The sequence below is a fragment of the Sphingomonas canaveralia genome (genome assembly GCF_047238125.1).
Classification (GTDB): domain Bacteria; phylum Pseudomonadota; class Alphaproteobacteria; order Sphingomonadales; family Sphingomonadaceae; genus JBDFMH01.
This window is the reverse complement of record NZ_JBDFMH010000001.1, coordinates 1,881,227-1,898,844: the sequence shown is the minus strand read 5'-3', so window position 1 is coordinate 1,898,844 and position 17,618 is coordinate 1,881,227. Positions and strand designations below refer to the sequence as shown.

17 protein-coding genes and 1 tRNA gene are annotated in these 17,618 nt (G+C 66.4%); 10 read left to right on the top strand and 8 right to left on the bottom strand.

Annotated features, from left to right (window positions below; all coding sequences use genetic code 11):
• Positions 1-14: 14 nt before the first annotated feature.
• Entirely contained in the window at positions 15-653 is a 639-nt protein-coding gene (locus ABC347_RS09420) for a hypothetical protein (RefSeq protein WP_413247028.1), read from the top strand.
• Between the two features lie 14 nt (positions 654-667).
• The gene (locus ABC347_RS09415) at positions 668-1,309 is read left to right on the top strand and encodes a trimeric intracellular cation channel family protein (RefSeq protein ID WP_413245473.1); all 642 of its coding nucleotides are present in this window, start codon (positions 668-670) and stop codon (positions 1,307-1,309) included.
• Here the strand turns inward: ABC347_RS09415 and ABC347_RS09410 are convergent.
• Positions 1,294-2,358, bottom strand: a complete 1,065-nt coding sequence (locus ABC347_RS09410; protein WP_413245472.1) for a Rieske 2Fe-2S domain-containing protein — start codon at positions 2,356-2,358, stop codon at positions 1,294-1,296. The genes ABC347_RS09415 and ABC347_RS09410 overlap by 16 nt on opposite strands.
• A 91-nt stretch (positions 2,359-2,449) precedes the next feature.
• The gene (sppA, locus tag ABC347_RS09405) at positions 2,450-4,351 is read right to left on the bottom strand and encodes a signal peptide peptidase SppA (RefSeq protein WP_413247027.1); all 1,902 of its coding nucleotides are present in this window, start codon (positions 4,349-4,351) and stop codon (positions 2,450-2,452) included.
• A 253-nt stretch (positions 4,352-4,604) separates the two neighbouring features.
• Between sppA and groES the strand changes: the two genes are divergently transcribed.
• Both groES and groL read left to right on the top strand, forming a co-directional pair.
• Positions 4,605-4,892, top strand: a complete 288-nt coding sequence (gene groES, locus ABC347_RS09400) for a co-chaperone GroES (protein ID WP_413245471.1) — start codon at positions 4,605-4,607, stop codon at positions 4,890-4,892.
• Between the two features lie 67 nt (positions 4,893-4,959).
• Positions 4,960-6,615, top strand: coding sequence for a chaperonin GroEL (gene groL, locus ABC347_RS09395; protein ID WP_413245470.1), 1,656 nt, complete (start codon positions 4,960-4,962; stop codon positions 6,613-6,615).
• Between the two features lie 306 nt (positions 6,616-6,921).
• On the opposite strand, the gene ABC347_RS09390 is transcribed toward groL, so the two are convergent.
• From ABC347_RS09390 to ABC347_RS09380, 3 genes are all read right to left on the bottom strand, one after another.
• Positions 6,922-7,104, bottom strand: coding sequence for a hypothetical protein (locus ABC347_RS09390; RefSeq protein WP_413245469.1), 183 nt, complete (start codon positions 7,102-7,104; stop codon positions 6,922-6,924).
• Positions 7,105-7,218: 114 nt separating this feature from the next.
• Positions 7,219-7,497 carry a hypothetical protein gene (locus ABC347_RS09385; protein ID WP_413245468.1) on the bottom strand — a complete coding sequence of 93 codons (279 nt, stop codon included), beginning with the start codon at positions 7,495-7,497 and terminating at the stop codon, positions 7,219-7,221.
• 5 nt (positions 7,498-7,502) lie between these two features.
• Positions 7,503-8,480 carry an MlaA family lipoprotein gene (locus tag ABC347_RS09380; RefSeq protein WP_413245467.1) on the bottom strand — a complete coding sequence of 326 codons (978 nt, stop codon included), beginning with the start codon at positions 8,478-8,480 and terminating at the stop codon, positions 7,503-7,505.
• A 112-nt stretch (positions 8,481-8,592) separates the two neighbouring features.
• Here ABC347_RS09380 and ABC347_RS09375 point away from each other — a divergent pair, with 112 nt between their 5' ends.
• The 4 genes from ABC347_RS09375 (at position 8,593) to metH (ending at position 14,289) form a co-directional block, all read left to right on the top strand.
• Positions 8,593-9,540 (top strand): ArsR/SmtB family transcription factor, encoded by a 948-nt coding sequence (locus ABC347_RS09375; RefSeq protein WP_413245466.1) that lies wholly within the window; start codon positions 8,593-8,595, stop codon positions 9,538-9,540.
• Complete coding sequence (gene metF / locus ABC347_RS09370) at positions 9,537-10,484, top strand: methylenetetrahydrofolate reductase (RefSeq protein ID WP_413245465.1); 948 nt, start codon at positions 9,537-9,539, stop codon at positions 10,482-10,484. The genes ABC347_RS09375 and metF overlap by 4 nt, the downstream gene beginning before the upstream one ends.
• Positions 10,484-11,542, top strand: coding sequence for a homocysteine S-methyltransferase family protein (locus tag ABC347_RS09365; RefSeq protein WP_413245464.1), 1,059 nt, complete (start codon positions 10,484-10,486; stop codon positions 11,540-11,542). Before metF ends, ABC347_RS09365 begins: the two co-directional genes overlap by 1 nt.
• Before the next feature lie 128 nt (positions 11,543-11,670).
• Entirely contained in the window at positions 11,671-14,289 is a 2,619-nt protein-coding gene (metH, locus tag ABC347_RS09360; protein WP_413245463.1) for a methionine synthase, read from the top strand.
• Positions 14,290-14,344: 55 nt separating this feature from the next.
• Here the strand turns inward: metH and ABC347_RS09355 are convergent, their stop codons facing one another.
• Positions 14,345-15,100, bottom strand: coding sequence for a PEPxxWA-CTERM sorting domain-containing protein (locus ABC347_RS09355; RefSeq protein WP_413245462.1), 756 nt, complete (start codon positions 15,098-15,100; stop codon positions 14,345-14,347).
• A 190-nt stretch (positions 15,101-15,290) separates the two neighbouring features.
• Between ABC347_RS09355 and ABC347_RS09350 the strand changes: the two genes are divergently transcribed.
• Positions 15,291-16,229, top strand: a complete 939-nt coding sequence (locus ABC347_RS09350) for a right-handed parallel beta-helix repeat-containing protein (protein ID WP_413245461.1) — start codon at positions 15,291-15,293, stop codon at positions 16,227-16,229.
• Here the strand turns inward: ABC347_RS09350 and ABC347_RS09345 are convergent, their stop codons facing one another.
• On the bottom strand, positions 16,230-17,135 hold the full coding sequence (locus tag ABC347_RS09345; protein WP_413245460.1) for an aldose 1-epimerase family protein: 906 nt from the start codon (positions 17,133-17,135) through the stop codon (positions 16,230-16,232).
• 25 nt (positions 17,136-17,160) lie between these two features.
• Entirely contained in the window at positions 17,161-17,349 is a 189-nt protein-coding gene (locus ABC347_RS09340) for a hypothetical protein (RefSeq protein ID WP_413245459.1), read from the bottom strand.
• Positions 17,350-17,474: 125 nt separating this feature from the next.
• Here ABC347_RS09340 and ABC347_RS09335 point away from each other — a divergent pair.
• Positions 17,475-17,559: transfer RNA gene (locus tag ABC347_RS09335), tRNA-Leu, on the top strand.
• The last annotated feature ends 59 nt before the right edge of the window (positions 17,560-17,618 follow it).

The window sequence follows — 17,618 nt, the reverse complement described above, 5'->3', positions numbered from 1 at the left end:
GGAGAAACCAGGTGATGAAGCTTTTCCCGGCGCTGGCAGTGGCCGGAATCATGCTCGCGGGCTGCGGTCCGAAGGAGATCGCGCTGCCCGCCGACCCGATCGACAAGGCGGCGACCTGCGGGGTCGTCGCCGCGGCCAATGCCCGGGCTGGTACCAAGGATCTGAAGGCGGAACTGACCCTCGATCAGCAGGGCCAGATCCTGCACTATGCTTTGCTGGCAGGCGAGGATGGCGAGACATTCTCCCAGGATCGGGTGACCAAGGTGGTCGAGCGGATGCCGGTGCTGGAAGGCGACATCACTGGCGGCAAATGGCAGCCGCTGGTCGCGCAGTGCGCCGCCGCCTTCCCGCAGACGAAGGTGGCGGATGTGACGCTGCCCGCCGATCCGCTCGAGGCGCAGACCGGCTGTTATGTGCTGGGGCAGTTCATGGCTAAGGCGCTGGCCGCCCAGGCCAATCTCTACACTGACAAGCTGACCGAGTATGGCGCCATGAACCGCAAGCTGGATACGCGGATCGGATCGGGCTTCCGCCGCCAGGGCGTGGCGCAGGGCGATGAAGCGCAGGCCGCGCGCAAGGATGCTTTGGGCGAGGCCGCCAAGCTAGGGCCGCCCGCCAGGGTGATGCAGGCCTGCCTGGACAAATATGCCTGATCGGACGCGCTGAGATGGCTGCGGGGGGCGGCATCGCGGCGGTGGCGGAAATCGGTCTCGCCTTTCGGCTGCTCGACATGGCGGGCATCGCCGTGTTCGCCGCGTCCGGTGCGTTGGCGGCGGCGCGGCGCGGTCAGACGCTGGTCACCTTTGCGTTCTTCGCCGCGGTCACCGGCACTGGCGGCGGCACGGTGCGCGATCTGTTGATCGATGCGCCGGTCTTCTGGATGCACGAGCCGGCGGTGCTGGGCATCTGCCTGACGATGGCGGCGCTCGTCTATTTCACGCCCGCCAGGCTGTGGAGCCCGAAGGCGCTCGACTGGTTCGATGCGCTGGGGCTGGCGGCGTATGCGGTCTATGGTGCCGCAAAGGCGCTCGCGTTTGGCATCCCGCCGCTGCCCGCGGCGATGATGGGTGTGGTGACCGCCTGCATGGGCGGCATCATCCGCGATGTGCTGGCTGAAGAGCCATCGATCCTGCTGCGGCCCGAACTCTATGTGACGGCGGCGGCGCTGGCATCGGCTGCGTTCGTGGGGCTGAGCCTGATCGGCCTGCCGGTGCCGCTGGCCGCCGCGATCGGCGTGATTGCCGGCTTCGCCCTGCGCGCCGCCGCGATCGCGCGAGGGCTGAAGCTGCCGGCCTATCGCGACCGCTGACCGGCTGCCTGCTCGCGCGCGATCAGCCGTTCGACGATGCGGCGTGCGTGCAGCGCGGGCTTGTCGGCAAGCACCGAGATCTCGGGGGCGAGCCGGCTTTCGTCGTCAAGCTGGCGTTCGATCGCGCCCAGAGCGATCACGTCCTGCATCCGCACCTCGATGTCCATCGCATGCAGCCTGGCGTCGAACTCCGCATCGCCCAGCCGGAAATCGCGGGTCGTGGTCGAGAAATAATGGGTCGAGCGTGGCGTTTCCGGCGTGATCGCATGGACCGCCAACATCGTACCGAGATAGCGGCCTTCGCCGTCCGCCCCTGCCGTCTCCCGAACCACCGGGCCGCTATAGGTGAGCGCCGGCGATTTGAAGACCGATGCAAGTTGCTGATCGACCCGCGGGCCCGCATCGGGAAAGCACCAAGCGTTGAAGGCCGATAGCTCGGTATCGGTGGATATCCGTGCCGAGCGAAGCTCCGCTTCGCTCACAACCACATCGACCGGGGTCTCGGTCCAGGCGGCATCTTCGACATAGGCGCCGTGGAGGAAGCTGATGTGGCTGAGATCCTGGAGATTTTCGATCAGCAGCGGATAGCGGGCAGGGACGGGATAATGTTCGGCCGGGGTCGCATTCCACCCCTCGGTCAAGCCCATCTCCGCATGGTCGGGAATGTGCGCCGGATCCGCCGCGGCGGGATCGCCCATCCAGACCCAGATCCACTGCCACCGCTCAATCGCCGGATAGGTGCGGACGCGCATCTGGTTGCCGGGGCTCGCTTGGGTGGGCACCCGTAGGCAGCTGCCGTCGGCCGCGAAGGTTATGCCATGATAAGCGCACTGCACGGCATCGCCCACGCGCCGTCCCATCGCGAGCGGCAGGCGACGATGCGGACAGAGGCCTGCCATCGCCACCGGATCGCCCGCTTCGGTGCGATACAGGAGCAGCGGTTCGTCCAGGATGCGGCGATCGACGAATCCCGCGTCCAATTCCGCTGACAGGGCCGCGACGTACCAGCAGTCGCGGACGAAGACGTGACCGGGCTTGAACGGATACATTGCTGGCCTCCACCTGCAGGTCGGCAGGCTCGGCCGCGGTTCAAGGCGGCGCAAGCTGCCGATTTGGCGAGTGAAAGCGGCGCCCCCTGGATCAGAAGCCCAGCCGGCCGATCAACGTCGACAGCAATGCACGATCGCGCGGGGTGGGGGCGGCGGCGGGTGACGGGCATTCGAGGCAACGGACCTGGATCGCCGGGCCGGCCAGCAGCGAGCGGACATCGCCAAGCGCCATCGCCAGCATCGCTTCGGGCCGGCGCGCGGCGCGGGTGAAAGGATCGAGCGCCACGTCCTCGCCGGCGTCGCGGCGCGGTTCGATCAGGTCGCGCACCATTTCGCGGAACTGGCTCGGCTCGCGTTCGATGAAGACCGGACGGACCTTTGCCGGATCGAGCTTCGCACGACGCGCGGCATCCGCAATCGCATCGTCGAGCCCGCCGAACTGATCGACGAGCCCGATCTGCCGCGCAGTCCCGCCCGCCCACACGCGGCCTTGACCGATCTCGTCGACGCGGGTGATCGGCAGGTTGCGCGATCGTGCGACCAGGCCTGTGAAGCGGCGATAGATATCCTCGATGCTGCCTTGCACCAGCGCGTCGAACACGGGCGAGGTGCCGCGCAGCACATCGGGCTCGCCCGACAGTGGCGTCGTGCCCACGCCATCCGCGGCCAGGCCCAGCTTGTCGAGCGTGCCGGCAAAGGTGGGGATGATGCCGAACACGCCGATCGAGCCGGTGACCGTCGAAGGCTCGGCAAAGATGCGGTCGGCCGGGGTCGACACCCAGTAGCCGCCTGACGCGGCAAGCGATCCCATCGACACGACGACCGGCAGGCCGCGCCGCTTGGCTTCCAATATGGCGGAGCGGATGCGTTCGGACGCCGCGACCGATCCGCCCGGGGAATCGACCCGGACGACGAGTGCCTTGAGCGGCTTTTCGGCAAGCGCCTTCAGCAGCAGGCGAGAGATTGTGTCGCCGGCGGCGGTGCCGGGCCCGGCCTGGCCATCGACGATGGTGCCGGCGATGGTCAGCACGCCGATCTGGTCGCCGGTCGCCTTTTCCGGGTTTGCGGATGCCCAGCGGTCGAGCGGAATCGCGGAATAGCCATCAGGCTGCTTGTCGGTCGCCGCACCTGCGACCTGCGCCACGCGCTTGCCGAACGCGGTGCGATCGCCGAGCTTGTCGACGAGCCCAGCCTGGAGCGCGGCCTGCGCGCCTTTACCGCCGGCCCGGGCGAGTGCGAGCTGCGGCGCGGCGACATAGGGTGCGATCGCGGCGCGGGGGCGGGCGGCGCGGACCTCGTCCTGCCAGCTCTGCCACAGCGCATCGGCCAGCGCCTGGTTGGCCTCGCGCGCCTCCGGCGACTGATCCTGGCGGATGAAGGGTTCCACCGCCGACTTGAATGCGCCAACCTTGTAGATCTTCGGGCTGACGCCCAGCTTGTCGAGCAGCCCCTTGTAATAGAGCTGCGCGCCGCCCGGACCCTGCACCAGCACGGCACCAAGCGGATCGAGCCAGATCTCGCTGGCATGCGCGGCGAGCTGATAGCCATCGTCAGAATAGCCGGTGGCATAAGCGAAGACCGGCTTGCCGGCGCGCCGCACCCGATCCACGGCCTCGCCCGCGGCCGCGATTGTGGCCTGGCCGCCCCCGAGGAAGCTGTCGAGATCGAGCACGACCGCTTTCACCGAACCGCTCCTGGCCGCAGCATTGAGCGATCGCGTCAGATCGCGCAGGCGATGCTCGCGCACAACCGGGCCGGCGCCGGCCAGCGACGCGAACGGATCGGCTTCGGCGGGCTGCTCGACCAGCGTGCCATCCAGCCGCACGACCAGCGCGCCGCTGCTCGCGGCGATGGGCTGCGGCGCATAGGACAGCAATGCGAACAGCGTGCCGAAGAAGATCAGTAGCAGCAGCAGGACGAGCGCGTCCTTGATCGCGACCAGCAGCTTCCAGAAGGCGCGGATCAATCGCCAGGCACCGCCACGGCCCCGCATCGGCGGAGCGGGAGAAAAGGCATCGGGCCGCGCGGTATAATCTGTCATGCGCAGCATATAGGCCGCCATTGTTCGGGCGCGAAGGGCGTCTCGTCGAAAAGCCTCGTCCTTTTCGGGACAGGCTGCTTGACGACGCGCTCGAGCCGCCCATATGGGCGGCGTTGGCACTCGCGCACGCAGAGTGCTAACAAGCGAATCACAAAGGGGTGGCGGGTGTGATTCCGGCGTCCCTGAACAACGAGGAGCCTACTCCATGAACTTCCGTCCGCTGCACGATCGCGTGCTGGTGCGCCGCGTCGAGGCCGAGGAAAAGACCGCAGGCGGGATCATCATTCCCGACACGGCGAAGGAAAAGCCGCAGGAAGGCGAAGTCGTCGCCGCCGGCACCGGCGCCAAGGACGATACCGGCAAGGTGACCCCGCTGGACGTGAAGGCCGGCGACAAGATCCTGTTCGGCAAGTGGTCCGGCACCGAGGTGAAGATCAACGGCGAAGACCTGCTGATCATGAAGGAAAGCGACATCCTGGGGATCGTCGGCTGACCAGCCCCGCCGTCCACCACGGACGGTTCGAACTTCGTGAATTCTCTAGACTGAAAGGGTAGCCAAGATGGCAGCCAAGGACGTGAAATTCAGCCGTGACGCGCGCGAGCGCATCCTGCGCGGCGTCGATATCCTCGCCGATGCGGTGAAGGTGACACTGGGGCCGAAGGGCCGCAACGTCGTGATCGACAAGAGCTTCGGCGCGCCGCGCATTACCAAGGACGGCGTCACCGTCGCCAAGGAGATCGAGCTCAAGGACAAGTTCGAGAACATGGGCGCGCAGATGCTGCGCGAAGTGGCCTCGAAGACCAACGACGTCGCCGGTGACGGCACCACCACCGCCACCGTGCTGGCCCAGGCGATCGTGCGCGAGGGCATGAAGTCGGTTGCCGCCGGCATGAACCCGATGGATCTGAAGCGCGGCATCGATCTGGCCGTGACCAAGGTCGTCGAGGATCTGAAGGGCCGTTCGAAGCCGGTTTCGGGTTCGAAGGAAGTCGCTCAGGTCGGCATCATCTCGGCCAATGGCGACACCGTCGTCGGCGAGAAGATCGCCGAGGCGATGGAAAAGGTCGGCAAGGAAGGCGTGATCACCGTCGAGGAGGCCAAGGGTCTCGAGTTCGAGCTGGATGTCGTCGAAGGCATGCAGTTCGACCGCGGCTATCTCTCGCCCTACTTCATCACCAATCCCGAGAAGATGTCGGTCGAGCTTCAGGACCCCTACATCCTGATCCACGAGAAGAAGCTGTCAAACCTGCAGGCGATGCTCCCGATCCTGGAAGCCGTCGTCCAGTCCGGCCGTCCGCTGCTGATCATCGCCGAGGACATCGAGGGTGAGGCGCTGGCGACCCTGGTCGTCAACAAGCTGCGTGGTGGCCTGAAGGTCGCCGCCGTCAAGGCGCCTGGCTTCGGCGATCGCCGCAAGGCGATGCTCGAGGACATCGCGATCCTGACCAAGGGCGAGATGATCTCCGAGGACCTCGGCATCAAGCTCGAGAACGTCACCGTCGGCATGCTGGGCACCGCCAAGCGCGTCACGATCGACAAGGACAACACCACCATCGTCGATGGCGCGGGTGAGTCCGATGCGATCAAGGGCCGCGTGGAAGCGATCCGTCGCCAGATCGAGAACACCACCAGCGACTATGACAAGGAGAAGCTCCAGGAGCGTCTTGCCAAGCTCGCCGGCGGCGTTGCCGTGATCAAGGTCGGCGGCTCGACCGAGGTCGAGGTGAAGGAGCGCAAGGACCGCGTCGACGACGCGCTGCACGCGACCCGCGCCGCGGTCGAGGAAGGCATCGTTCCGGGCGGCGGCACTGCGCTGCTCTATGCCACCAAGGCGCTGGAAGGCTTCAAGGGCGCGAACGACGACCAGACCCGCGGTATCGATATCGTCCGCAAGGCGCTCTACGCGCCGGTCCGCCAGATCGCGCAGAATGCCGGTCATGATGGTGCGGTGATCTCGGGCAAGCTGCTCGAGGGCAATGATCCGACGCAGGGCTTCAACGCCCAGACCGACACCTACGAGAACCTCGTCACGGCCGGCGTGATCGACCCGACCAAGGTCGTCCGCACCGCGCTGCAGGATGCGGCCTCGGTCGCCGGTCTGCTGATCACCACCGAAGCGGCCGTCTCGGACGCTCCGGAAGACAAGGCCGCCGCCGGCGGCATGCCGGGTGGCGGCATGGGCGGCATGGGTGGCATGGGCGGGATGGACTTCTAAGTCCGCACCGCTCGGCCATAGCGTCGAACACGGGAAGGGCCGGGGGAAACCTCCGGCCCTTCTGCGTTCGGATGGCACCGCGCAGGATCGCGCACTGTGACATGATCCGGTCTATCGTCAGCTTATCGCCGACGAACTTCCCACGATCGATTTCGGCACCGACGAGAAGTTCGAGCTGCCCGATGGTCATCAGGACGATGGCGAGCGGCTCGCTGTTCCGCGTAGGATCTCTTGGATACTGTCATTGCATGCGACGCGGCCGTCGCTCGACGTTGCCAACCATCACGCAGAAATCTTCACGCGCGACTAGATCGCGTTGGTTTCCTCGGGGATGTCGCGCGCGGGAAGCGCGGCGTCGTCGGGCGAGGTATCGAGCATGTTCGCGGCGTCGTTCAGCGCTTCCGCCTCCTCGGCGGTCTCGGGTGGAACGCGCTCGCACCCAGGCAGCATCACCGCCGCCAGCGCCAATCCGATCAATCCGATCCGCATGCCTGTCTCCTAAGCTTGGCTCCGCAAGACAGCAGATGCGGCGGACAAAGAAAAGGGCCGCGCCGCACGCTGCGGTCGCGGCCCTCACGATCCGGCCCCGAGAGGGCCGGGCAATCACATCGCGTTGTCGAGGTCCGATGCGGTCCGCTCCGCGCCATTCTCGATGGCCGAGCCGGTGGCTTCCGCGCCCGCGGCGACGTCGGCCGCGCCGTTCTCGATCGCAGCGCCGGTCGCGTCGAGCGCTTCGCCGGTTTCCTGCACCGCTTCGGACGCAGTCGCGTTCACGTCAGCGGCGATCGCATCGGCGGCCTGACCGGTCTCGTTCTGAGCGTTCTGGCTGCAGGCAGCGAGGCCCAGGGCGGCAAGGGCGAGGATCGGCAGCGCAGTCTTCATGTCAGTCATCCTTTCAGGTCGTTGAACAGATACGAAAGCTTGGGCTGATCCGTGGTTGCGTCGGGCTCCGCCGGCGCGTCGGGGGTCTGAGCCGAGGGCACGGGATCAGCGGTCGTGGCAGGTGCGGACGGATCCGCTACCGGCGCCGGCTCGGCCGGTTCGGGCGTTGTCGGATCGACACTCGCGGGCGCCGGATCGACGTCCTCGCTCCGCTCGGTATCGGCAATCTCCGCCTCGCGCCGCTGCAGATAAGCCGAGCGTGCCGAGGCATAGGGATCGAGGCTGGATTCGAGGAAAGCGTCCGCGCCGCTTTCGGTGAGCGTGGCGCGCGTATCGAGAACCGACAGCGCGGTGATCCCGGCCTGTTCGGCGAAGTCGAGGTTCACGCACTGGTTCAGGCAGATGCGATAGGGATCGGCGAAGAAAGCCACGCCGGTGCCGACGCCGTCGCGCACGGTGGACGGGCCAAGCACGGGCAGGACGACATAGGCGCTCGACTTCACGCCCCAGCGTGCGAGCGTCTGGCCGAAATCCTCCGGCTTCGGCTTCAGCCCCAAATCGGTCGCGTGATCGGCGAGCCCACCGACGCCCAGCGTGGTGTTGATCAGGAAGCGGCCGAGATTGTTGAACGCAGGCCCCGGCTTGCCCTGCAGCAGGTTATTGATGAACGACCAGGGTTCGGAGAGGTTGGCGAAAATCGCATGAATGCCGCGGCGGGCGGGGCGCGGCGTGACGAAGCGATAGACCGACGAGGCCGGCTTCAGCAGTACCTTGTCCACGCCCTGATTGAAGCCCCAGATCCCGCGGTTGAGTGACTCGTACGGATCACCCTCGGTCGGTCCGGCAGGCGGCAGGGGGGCATCGGCATCAGCCTCGGTAGTCGCATCGACCGGCGCTTCAGTCGGCGCGGGCGCAGCCGATGGCTGAGCGATCGCAGGACCTGCGACGAACGCTAACGCAGCGGCACCGACAAGCAAATGCATCATTGATCCTGCACAATGGTCGGTCAGCCCGCCTGCGGATCGCCTGCCATAGGGCTTGGGCGTGCACAAGCGGCTTGCGCGCATATAAAGATATCTTTATATCCTTATGTCGATGCGCCAAGCCCTTGATATCTTCCGCGCCCTTGCCGATCCTACGCGCCTGCGGATCGTGGCATTGCTGCGTGCGATGGAACTGTCGGTGGGCGAACTGGCACAGGTGCTCGGGCAGAGCCAGCCGCGCGTATCACGCCATGTGAAGATTCTGGTCGATGCCGGCCTTGCCGATCGTCGCAAGGAGGGTAGCTGGGTGTTCCTGGCCCTCGGCGACGCTGCACGCATCGCCCCGCTGCTCGCGGCGCTGGATGGGTGGGACGGCGGCTTCGACTGGGCGGCGACGGATCTCGCCCGGCTGGCGGCGGTGCGGGCCGACCGGGCCGCTGCCGCCGAACGTTATTTCGCGGTCCAGGCCGGCAATTGGGATGCGATCCGCTCGCTCCATGTCGCCGAGAGCGCGGTCGAAGCCGCGATCAAGCAGGTGCTGGGGCGGGAATCGATCGGCCGATTGGTCGATGTCGGCACTGGTACCGGGCGGATGATCGCGCTGTTGGGCGGCGCGGCGCACCACGCGCTGGGGGTCGATCGCAGCCCGGAGATGCTGCGCATGGCCCGATCGAAGCTTGCGGAGATCGGGCTCGATCGCGCCGAGCTGCGCCAGGGCGACATGTACGCGCTGCCGCTGGCGGGCGAGAGTGCCGATACGGTGATCCTGCACCAGGTGTTGCATTATGCGCAGCAGCCGGCGGCGGCGATCGCAGAAGCGGCGCGATTGTTGAGCGGCGGCGGACGGCTGCTGATTGTGGATTTCGACAGCCACGACCGGGAGGAACTGCGCGCACAGGACGCGCATGCCCGGCTGGGCTTTGCCGACGATCAGCTGGCCGGCTGGTTTGCCGCCGCCGGCCTTGCGCTGGAGGCGGTCGAGCGGCTCGAGGGCGGCGCTTTGACGGTGAAACTATGGCTCGGGCGGCGGCCCGCGCGCGACGAGAGGATTGCGGCATGACCTTCACCCTGACCCAGCTCGAGGAAGCGCGCCGCGCGCTCGACGCGCCGCTTTATGCCGATCTGGCGGGCGATGCCGAAGTGAGCTTCGAATTCTTCCCGCCCAAGACGGCGAAGATGGAAGAGACGCTGTGGCATGCGGTCGAGACGCTGGCGCCACTGGCCCCGCGGTTCGTATCGGTCACCTATGGCGCCGGCGGATCGACGCGCGAACGCACCCATGCCACCGTCGCGCGGATTGTGCGCGAGACGAACGTGCCTGCCGCGGCTCACCTGACCTGCGTCGATGCGTCGAAGGCCGAGATCGCGGAGGTCGCGGACGCCTATTGGCATGCAGGTGTGCGCCACATCGTCGCGCTGCGCGGCGATCCGCCGCGTGAGGGCGAGCGCTTCGTGCCCCACCCCGAAGGCTATCAGAGCGCGGCCGAGCTGGTGGCGGGGCTGCGCGCGTTGCACCCGTTCGAGATTTCGGTTGCCGCCTATCCCGAATGCCATCCCGAAGCGCATTCGGCCGACAGCGACGTCGACAATCTGAAGCGCAAGCTGGATGCCGGTGCCACTCGCGCGATCAGCCAGTTCTTCTTTTCGCCCGATGCCTATTTCCGCTTCCAGGACCGGGTAGCGGCGGCCGGCATCGATGCGGAGATCGTGCCCGGCATCCTGCCCGTGTCCAACGTGGCCCAGACCCGCAAGTTCGCCGGCATGTGCGGCGCGGCGATCCCGGCTTGGATGGACCGGTTGTTCGAAGGGCTCGACGATCATCCCGCCACGCGCCAGCTGGTGGCCGCCACGGTGGCGGCGGAGATGTGCCGCAAGCTCTATGCAGGCGGCGTGCGCCAGCTTCACTTCTACACGCTCAACCGGGCCGAGCTCGCCTACGCGATCTGTCACCTGCTGGGGAAGCGGCCGGTCACGCCGATCACGTCGCTCGAGGAAGCCGCCTGATGCTGATCCCCTCTGCCGCCGCGCGGCGCCTGCGCGAACAGGCTGCCGACCGCATTTTGCTGACCGATGGCGCGTTCGGCACGATGATCCAGGCGTACAAGCTCGACGAGGCCGGCTATCGCGGCGACATCGACACCGGCCACGACCAGAAGGGCAATAACGACCTGCTGGTGCTGACCCAGCCGCAGGTGATCGACGAGATCACCCGCGCCTATCTGGAGGCGGGATCGGACATCGTGTCGACCAACACGTTCAACGCCAACACCATCAGCCAGGCCGATTACGGGGCCGAGCATCTGGTGCACGAGATGAACCTCGCCGCGGCCCGCATCGCGCGCAAGGCAGCGGACGATTTCGAGGCGCAGGACGGCCGCCCGCGTTTCGTGGCCGGCGCGATCGGGCCGACCAACAAGACGCTGTCTCTGTCTCCGGACGTGAACGACCCCGGTTACCGTGCGATCGATTTCGACACGCTGAAGTCGGTCTATGCCGAGCAGACCGAAGCGCTGCTTGATGGCGGCGCGGATTTCATCCTGATCGAGACGATCTTCGACACGCTGAACGCCAAGGCTGCGATCATGGCTGCGCTGGAAGTGGGCAAGAAGCGCGCCCACGAGGTGCCGCTGATGATCTCGATGACGATCACCGACATGTCCGGCCGCAACCTTTCCGGCCATTCGATCGAGGCATTCTGGTATGCGGTGCGCCATGCCCGGCCGCTGACGATCGGGCTCAACTGCTCGTTCGGGGCGGATCTGCTGCGGCCGCACGTGCAGGCGCTATCGGGCATCGCCGATACGCTGCTAATGGCCTATCCGAATGCGGGCCTGCCCAACGATCTGGGCGAATATGACGAGCAGCCGGCCACCACAGGCGGCATGATTGGCGATTGGGCGACCAGCGGGCTGATCAACATCGTGGGCGGCTGCTGCGGATCAACCCCGGCGCATATCGCCGCGATGGCGCGCGCGGTCTCGTCCAAGCCGCCGCGCGCGCTGCCGGCCGATTGCGGGCGTACCAAGCTGAGCGGGCTCGATCCGTTCGTGATGGCGGCCTGAAGCCTTTTTTGGTCACCCCTGCAAAGGCAGGGGCCCATGGCTGTGGCCGCGAACGGTCCCTGTCATGGTGAGAGACATGGACCCCTGCCTGCGCAGGGGCGACGATGATTTTTGATGGATCGAAGCAAATGGCCACCGCACCCGTGATCGAAGACCCAGCCGAGCAGACCGCGCCGCAGAGCGCCCAGTTCGTCAATATCGGCGAGCGCACCAACGTGACCGGATCTGCGGCATTCAAGAAGCTGATCATGGCCGGCGACTATGCCAGGGCGGTCGAGGTCGCGCGCCAGCAGGTCGAAAACGGCGCGCAGGTGATCGACGTCAACATGGACGAAGGCCTGCTCGATGCGGAGGTGGCGATGACCACCTTCCTGAAGCTGATCGCCGCCGAGCCCGATATCGCGCGCGTGCCGGTGATGATCGACAGTTCCAAGTGGAGCGTGATCGAGGCGGGGCTGAAGTGCGTTTCCGGTAAGCCGATCGTCAATTCGATCAGCATGAAGGAAGGCGAGGCTGAGTTCCTGAGCTACGCCCGGAAGGTCATGGCCTATGGCGCCGCGGTCGTCGTGATGGCGTTCGACGAAGTCGGTCAGGCGGATACGCGGGCGCGGAAAGTCGAGATTTGCAGCCGCGCCTATGCGCTGCTGACCGGGATCGGGTTCGACCCGGCCGACATCATCTTCGATCCCAACATCTTCGCGGTCGCCACCGGGATCGATGAGCATAAACGCTACGCGATCGACTTCATCGAAGCGTGCCGCGACATCAAGGCGGCGTGCCCGGGCGTCCACATCTCGGGCGGTGTCTCCAACCTGTCGTTCAGCTTCCGCGGCAACGAGCCGGTGCGCCGCGCGATGCACTCGGTGTTCCTCTACCATGCCATCCAGGCGGGGATGGACATGGGCATCGTCAATGCCGGCCAGCTCGACGTGTATGATGCGATCGACGCCGTGCTGCGCGAGGCGTGCGAGGATGTCATCTGGGATCGCCGCGAGGACGCGACTGATCGGCTGATCACGCTGGCAGAGAAATATCGTGGCACCGATGCGGTGGCGGACAAGGCGGCGGAGGAATGGCGCGGCTGGCCGGTGACCAAGCGGCTGGAACATGCGCTGGTGAAGGGAATCGACGCCTATGTCGTCGAGGATACCGAGGAGGCGCGGCTGCTGCACGCACGGCCGATCGAAGTGATCGAAGGGCCGCTGATGGACGGCATGAACGTCGTCGGCGATCTGTTCGGATCGGGCAAGATGTTCTTGCCCCAGGTCGTGAAGTCCGCGCGCGTGATGAAGAAGGCGGTCGCGCACCTGCTGCCCTATATCGAAGCGGAGAAGGTGGAAGGCACCCGCGCCAAGGGCCGGATCGTGATGGCGACCGTGAAGGGCGACGTGCACGATATAGGCAAGAATATCGTCGGCGTGGTCCTGCAGTGCAACGGCTATGAGGTGATCGATCTCGGCGTGATGGTGCCGTGGATGAAGATCCTGGAAGCCGCCAACGAGAATGATGCCGACATGATCGGCCTTTCCGGCCTGATCACCCCCTCGCTCGACGAGATGGTGACCGTGGCGCAGGAAATGGCGCGATCGAAGATGACGATGCCGTTGCTGATCGGCGGTGCGACCACGTCGAAGGTGCATACCGCGCTCCGGATCGCGCCCGCCTATGACGGGCCGGTGGTGCATGTGCTGGATGCCAGCCGCGCGGTGGGCGTGGCTTCGACACTGATGTCCGACACGCAGCGCGACGGCTTCGTCGAGCGGACGGCGGCCGATTATGAGGCGGTGCGGGTAGCGCGCGCGAACAAGGGGCAGAATGATCTTTCGCCGCTGGCGGTGGCGCGGGGCAACGCGTTTGTCGCGGATTTCGCCCAAAAGCCGGCCGCGCCGAGCCAGCCGGGCGTGCATCTGTTCGAGGATTGGCCGCTGGCCGACCTGCGCGAGACGATCGACTGGACGCCGTTCTTCCGCGCATGGGAACTGGCCGGCAATTACCCTGCCATCCTGGACGACGCGATCGTGGGCGAAAGCGCGCGCGGCCTGTTTGCCGACGCGCAGGCGATGCTCGACCGGATCATTGCTGAGAACTGGCTGACTGCGAAGGGCGTGGCCGGCTTGTGGCCGTGCGCGCGCGAGGGCGATGACATCATCGTCGAAGGCCAGCGGCTGCCGATGCTGCGCCAGCAGATCGCCAAGCGCGAGGGGCGGGCGAACATGTGCCTGGCCGATTTCATTGACCCGGCGGGGGACTGGATCGGCGGCTTTGCGGTCGGCATCCACGGCATCGAGCCGCACATCGCCGCCTTCAAGGCCGCGCACGACGATTATCAGGATATCCTGCTGAAGGCGCTGGCAGACAGGCTGGCCGAAGCCTTTGCCGAGCGTCTGCACCAGCATGTCCGCACCACGCTGTGGGGCTATGCGGAAGGCGAGCAGCTGACCAACGAGGCGCTGATCCGCGAGCAATATCGCGGCATCCGCCCCGCGCCCGGCTATCCGGCTTGCCCGGAACATAGCCTGAAGCCGGTGCTGTTCGATCTGCTGGGGGCCGAGCGGACGGGCCTGACGCTGACCGAGAGCTTCGCGATGTTGCCGACCGCGGCGGTCTCCGGCTTCTATTTCGGGCACCCGGACAGCCAGTATTTCGGCGTGGCGCGGATCGGGCGCGATCAGCTGGAAGATTATGCGGCGCGGCGCGGCGTCGATCTCGACACGGCCGAACGCTGGCTGCGGCCCAATCTGGATTGACTCGCGAAAGGGGCGCCCGGCTTCCCGGGACGCCCCTCCTGCGATCGTTGTGCGATCAGGCGAAGGTGACGCGCGCGGCGCGGCGACGCATCGCGCCGCCCACCAGGCCAAACCCGCCGATCATCAGCGCCCACGATGCCGGCTCCGGCACCGCGCTGGCGACGCCGTTTAGTGTGACGCTCAGATCGTCGATCCCCCAGCTCTCGTCGCTGCCGCCCTGCCAGCCTTCGCCGCTCGCCTGCGCCAAGAAGGTGACCGACGAAGCGGTGTGCGCGAAGGTCAGCCCTGCCGCGGTCGACATGTCGACGATGGAGTCGCTGAAGAAGATACCGCCGCCATGCTGGCCGTTTTGCGAAACGATGGTGGCACCGTTCAGCAGCGGGGCTTCTGCCGCGGCGTTGCTGAAGCTGAAGCGACCGAGCAGCGCGTTATCGGCATAGAGATCGAAATAGTCGGGTGCCGAGCCGCCGGTCGGGCCATCCCAGCTGTTGAGGAAGCCGAGCACGAAATCGATCGTGATGCCGGTGTGCGCGCCCAGGTTCGACAGCGTCAGCGTGGTACCGGCGGCGGGATTGCCAGTGTTGGTGTTCTGGAAGAAGTTACCGCTCCAGCGCGGGCCCGCGGCAGTTTCCCCGGCGACGGTGTCGATCGCCACGACGCTGCCATTGTCGGTGCCGCTGATGGTGACGCCGCCCGCCACGAACGCGTTCCCATCATAGTCGTTGCTCAACACCAGCTGGCTTGCCGCCGAGGCCGGCGCGGTGGCGAGAAGCGCAGCGACTGCGGCCCCCGCGAACATCAAGGTCTTCATGGTCTGTTTCCCCAAACAGGTGCCCCGGATGGGCATCCTCTGCGCGATCTGGGTAACGGATGGCCGCGCATGGAAAACTGACAATTGCTGTCGTCTGTCCCGCCGCGAGACAGGCTTAACCAAGCATCATCAGTGCGATGCAACCGGGCACGCGATAGGCGATAGGTCGCAACGCCGGAGAGCCGCCTTCATGCTTCGCTATCTGCTGCCGATCGCCATCGCCACCGGTGCTTTCGCCGCCTTCGCGCAGGAACCCGCGCCACCCTTCACCATCGTGGAAAGCGGCCGAGCGTTCTGGCGGCTGCAGGATGCAGTGGCTGCAATCGGGCAGGGCGATGGCACGATCGCGATCAGGGCCGGCACCTATCGTGATTGCGCTGTGCAGGAAGCCGGGCGGGTCGCCTTCATCGCCACCGATCCGGGCAAGGCGATCTTCGACGGCGGCGCGTGCGAGGGTAAGGCCACGCTCGTCCTACGCGGCAGCGCCGCCAAGGTGGACGGGCTTACCTTCCGCAACATCCGCGTCGCCGACTATAACGGCGCGGGCATCCGGCTGGAGCAAGGCGCGCTCGAAGTGGTGGACAGCCAGTTCCGCGACAGCCAGCAGGGTATCCTGACCGCCAACGATGCAGCGGGCACGATCCGTATCGAACGATCGACCTTTTCCGGGCTTGGCACCTGCGAAGGCGATGGGGGGTGCGCCCACTCCGTCTATGTCGGCGGTTATGGCGCGCTCAGCATCAGCCAATCCCGGTTCGAGCGAGGACAGGGCGGCCATTATGTGAAGAGCCGCGCTGCCCGGATCGACATCAGCAACAGCAGCTTCGATGACAGCAACGGCCGCAAGACGAACTACATGATCGATCTTTCCGCCGGCGCGATCGGCGCGATTCGCGGCAATCAGTTCGTGCAGGGCCGCGACAAGGAAAATTATTCCGCTTTCATCACTGTCGCACCCGAAAGCCGGGATAACCGGTCGGCCGGGCTGATCGTGGCGGACAACCAGGCCGCGATCGCACCCGGCGTCAGCCGCGAGACGGTGTTTCTGGCGGACTGGAGCCACGAACCGCTCAAGCTCGGTACCAACCGGCTCGGCACCGGCATCAAGCCGTTCGAGCTTCGCAACTGATCAGCCGAGCGCGGGCGCTTCTGCTTCGTCGCGCGCATTGAAGCGCATCCGCATCGCGAATTCGCGCGTGTCGCCGGGTGGGACCAGCACAATGCCGGGCTTGTTGGTGATATCGCCTTCGAACCCGGCGGGATCGGAAAAGCCCTGCCAAGGCTCGATGCAGAGGTAGGGCGCGCCCGGCTTCGTCCAGATGCCGAGATGCGGCAGGCCATGAAAATCAACCTGCACCGTGCTGCCGCCGATCGCCTCATAGGTCAGTGATCGGCTGGCAAGCCGGTCGAAGATCACGGCATCCTCGACGAACAGATCGTCGGTCAGGGCCAGGATACTGCCTTCGACCGGGCTCGGCCGCGGCACGGGGGTCAGCAATCCATCATCCGCGATGCGGCGGATGGGGGCCGGCTCAGGCGCGTCGAACAATATCCGGTGGTGCGATCGCTCCACGCCGCCCGGCAATGGCCATCGCAGCGCGGGATGGAAACCGAAGCTGGCAGGCAGTGGCGCGGTGCCGGGATTTAGCAGCGAAGCGGTGATATCAAGCGCGTTGCCGGCGATACGGTAACTGACGTCCAGCCGGAACGGGTAGGGATAGCTCGTTCGGGTTTCCGCACTGTCCTCCAGCCGGAACAGGGCATGATCGCTCTCCACGCCTATCATCTCGAAACGGGATCGGCGCGCGAAGCCATGTTTCGCCATCGGAAAGGATCGGCCATCGACGTGCAGCAGGTCGTTCGTCAGCCGACCCACGATCGGGAACAACAGCGGCGCACGGCCGGACCAGACGGCGGGATCGCCATCCCACAGCCAGTCATTGCCATCGGCATCCACGATCGACTGGAGTTCAGCGCCCAGTGGGCTGATCGCGACATCCAGTCGATCACCGCTGAGGAGGATCGGGTCGGTCATGGGTTGGCGGCTAGCAGATCGAGCGTCAGTCGTCCTGCGGATGGTTGGTGCCGCCGGTGCCACCCGTGCCGCCGGGAAGGCCGGCATCTTCCGACGGGGCAGGCTCGGGCTGGCTGCCGGGCGTCGGATCTTCGATATTCTCGCGGCCGGGCGTCACGGCCGGATCGGTGCTGGGCGGGCTATCCGGATTTGGATCGGGCGGGGCGCTGGCCATGGTCATCTCCTGTCGAATGCCCCACCAACGCGGCAGTCGGCCATGCGCTCCGTCACAACCTCGGCGCCGTCCCTTGCCCTCGGGCCGCCGCCTGCTATAGACCCCGCCGACCGGCGGTCCGGCGAGCGGGCGTGGCGGAACTGGTAGACGCGCTGGATTTAGGTTCCAGTATCGCAAGATGTGGGGGTTCGAGTCCCTTCGCCCGCACCAGCTTCGCCCAGCCCAGCGGGCGGATTGCCACACGAAATTCTGTTCAGAGAAGGTCCAAT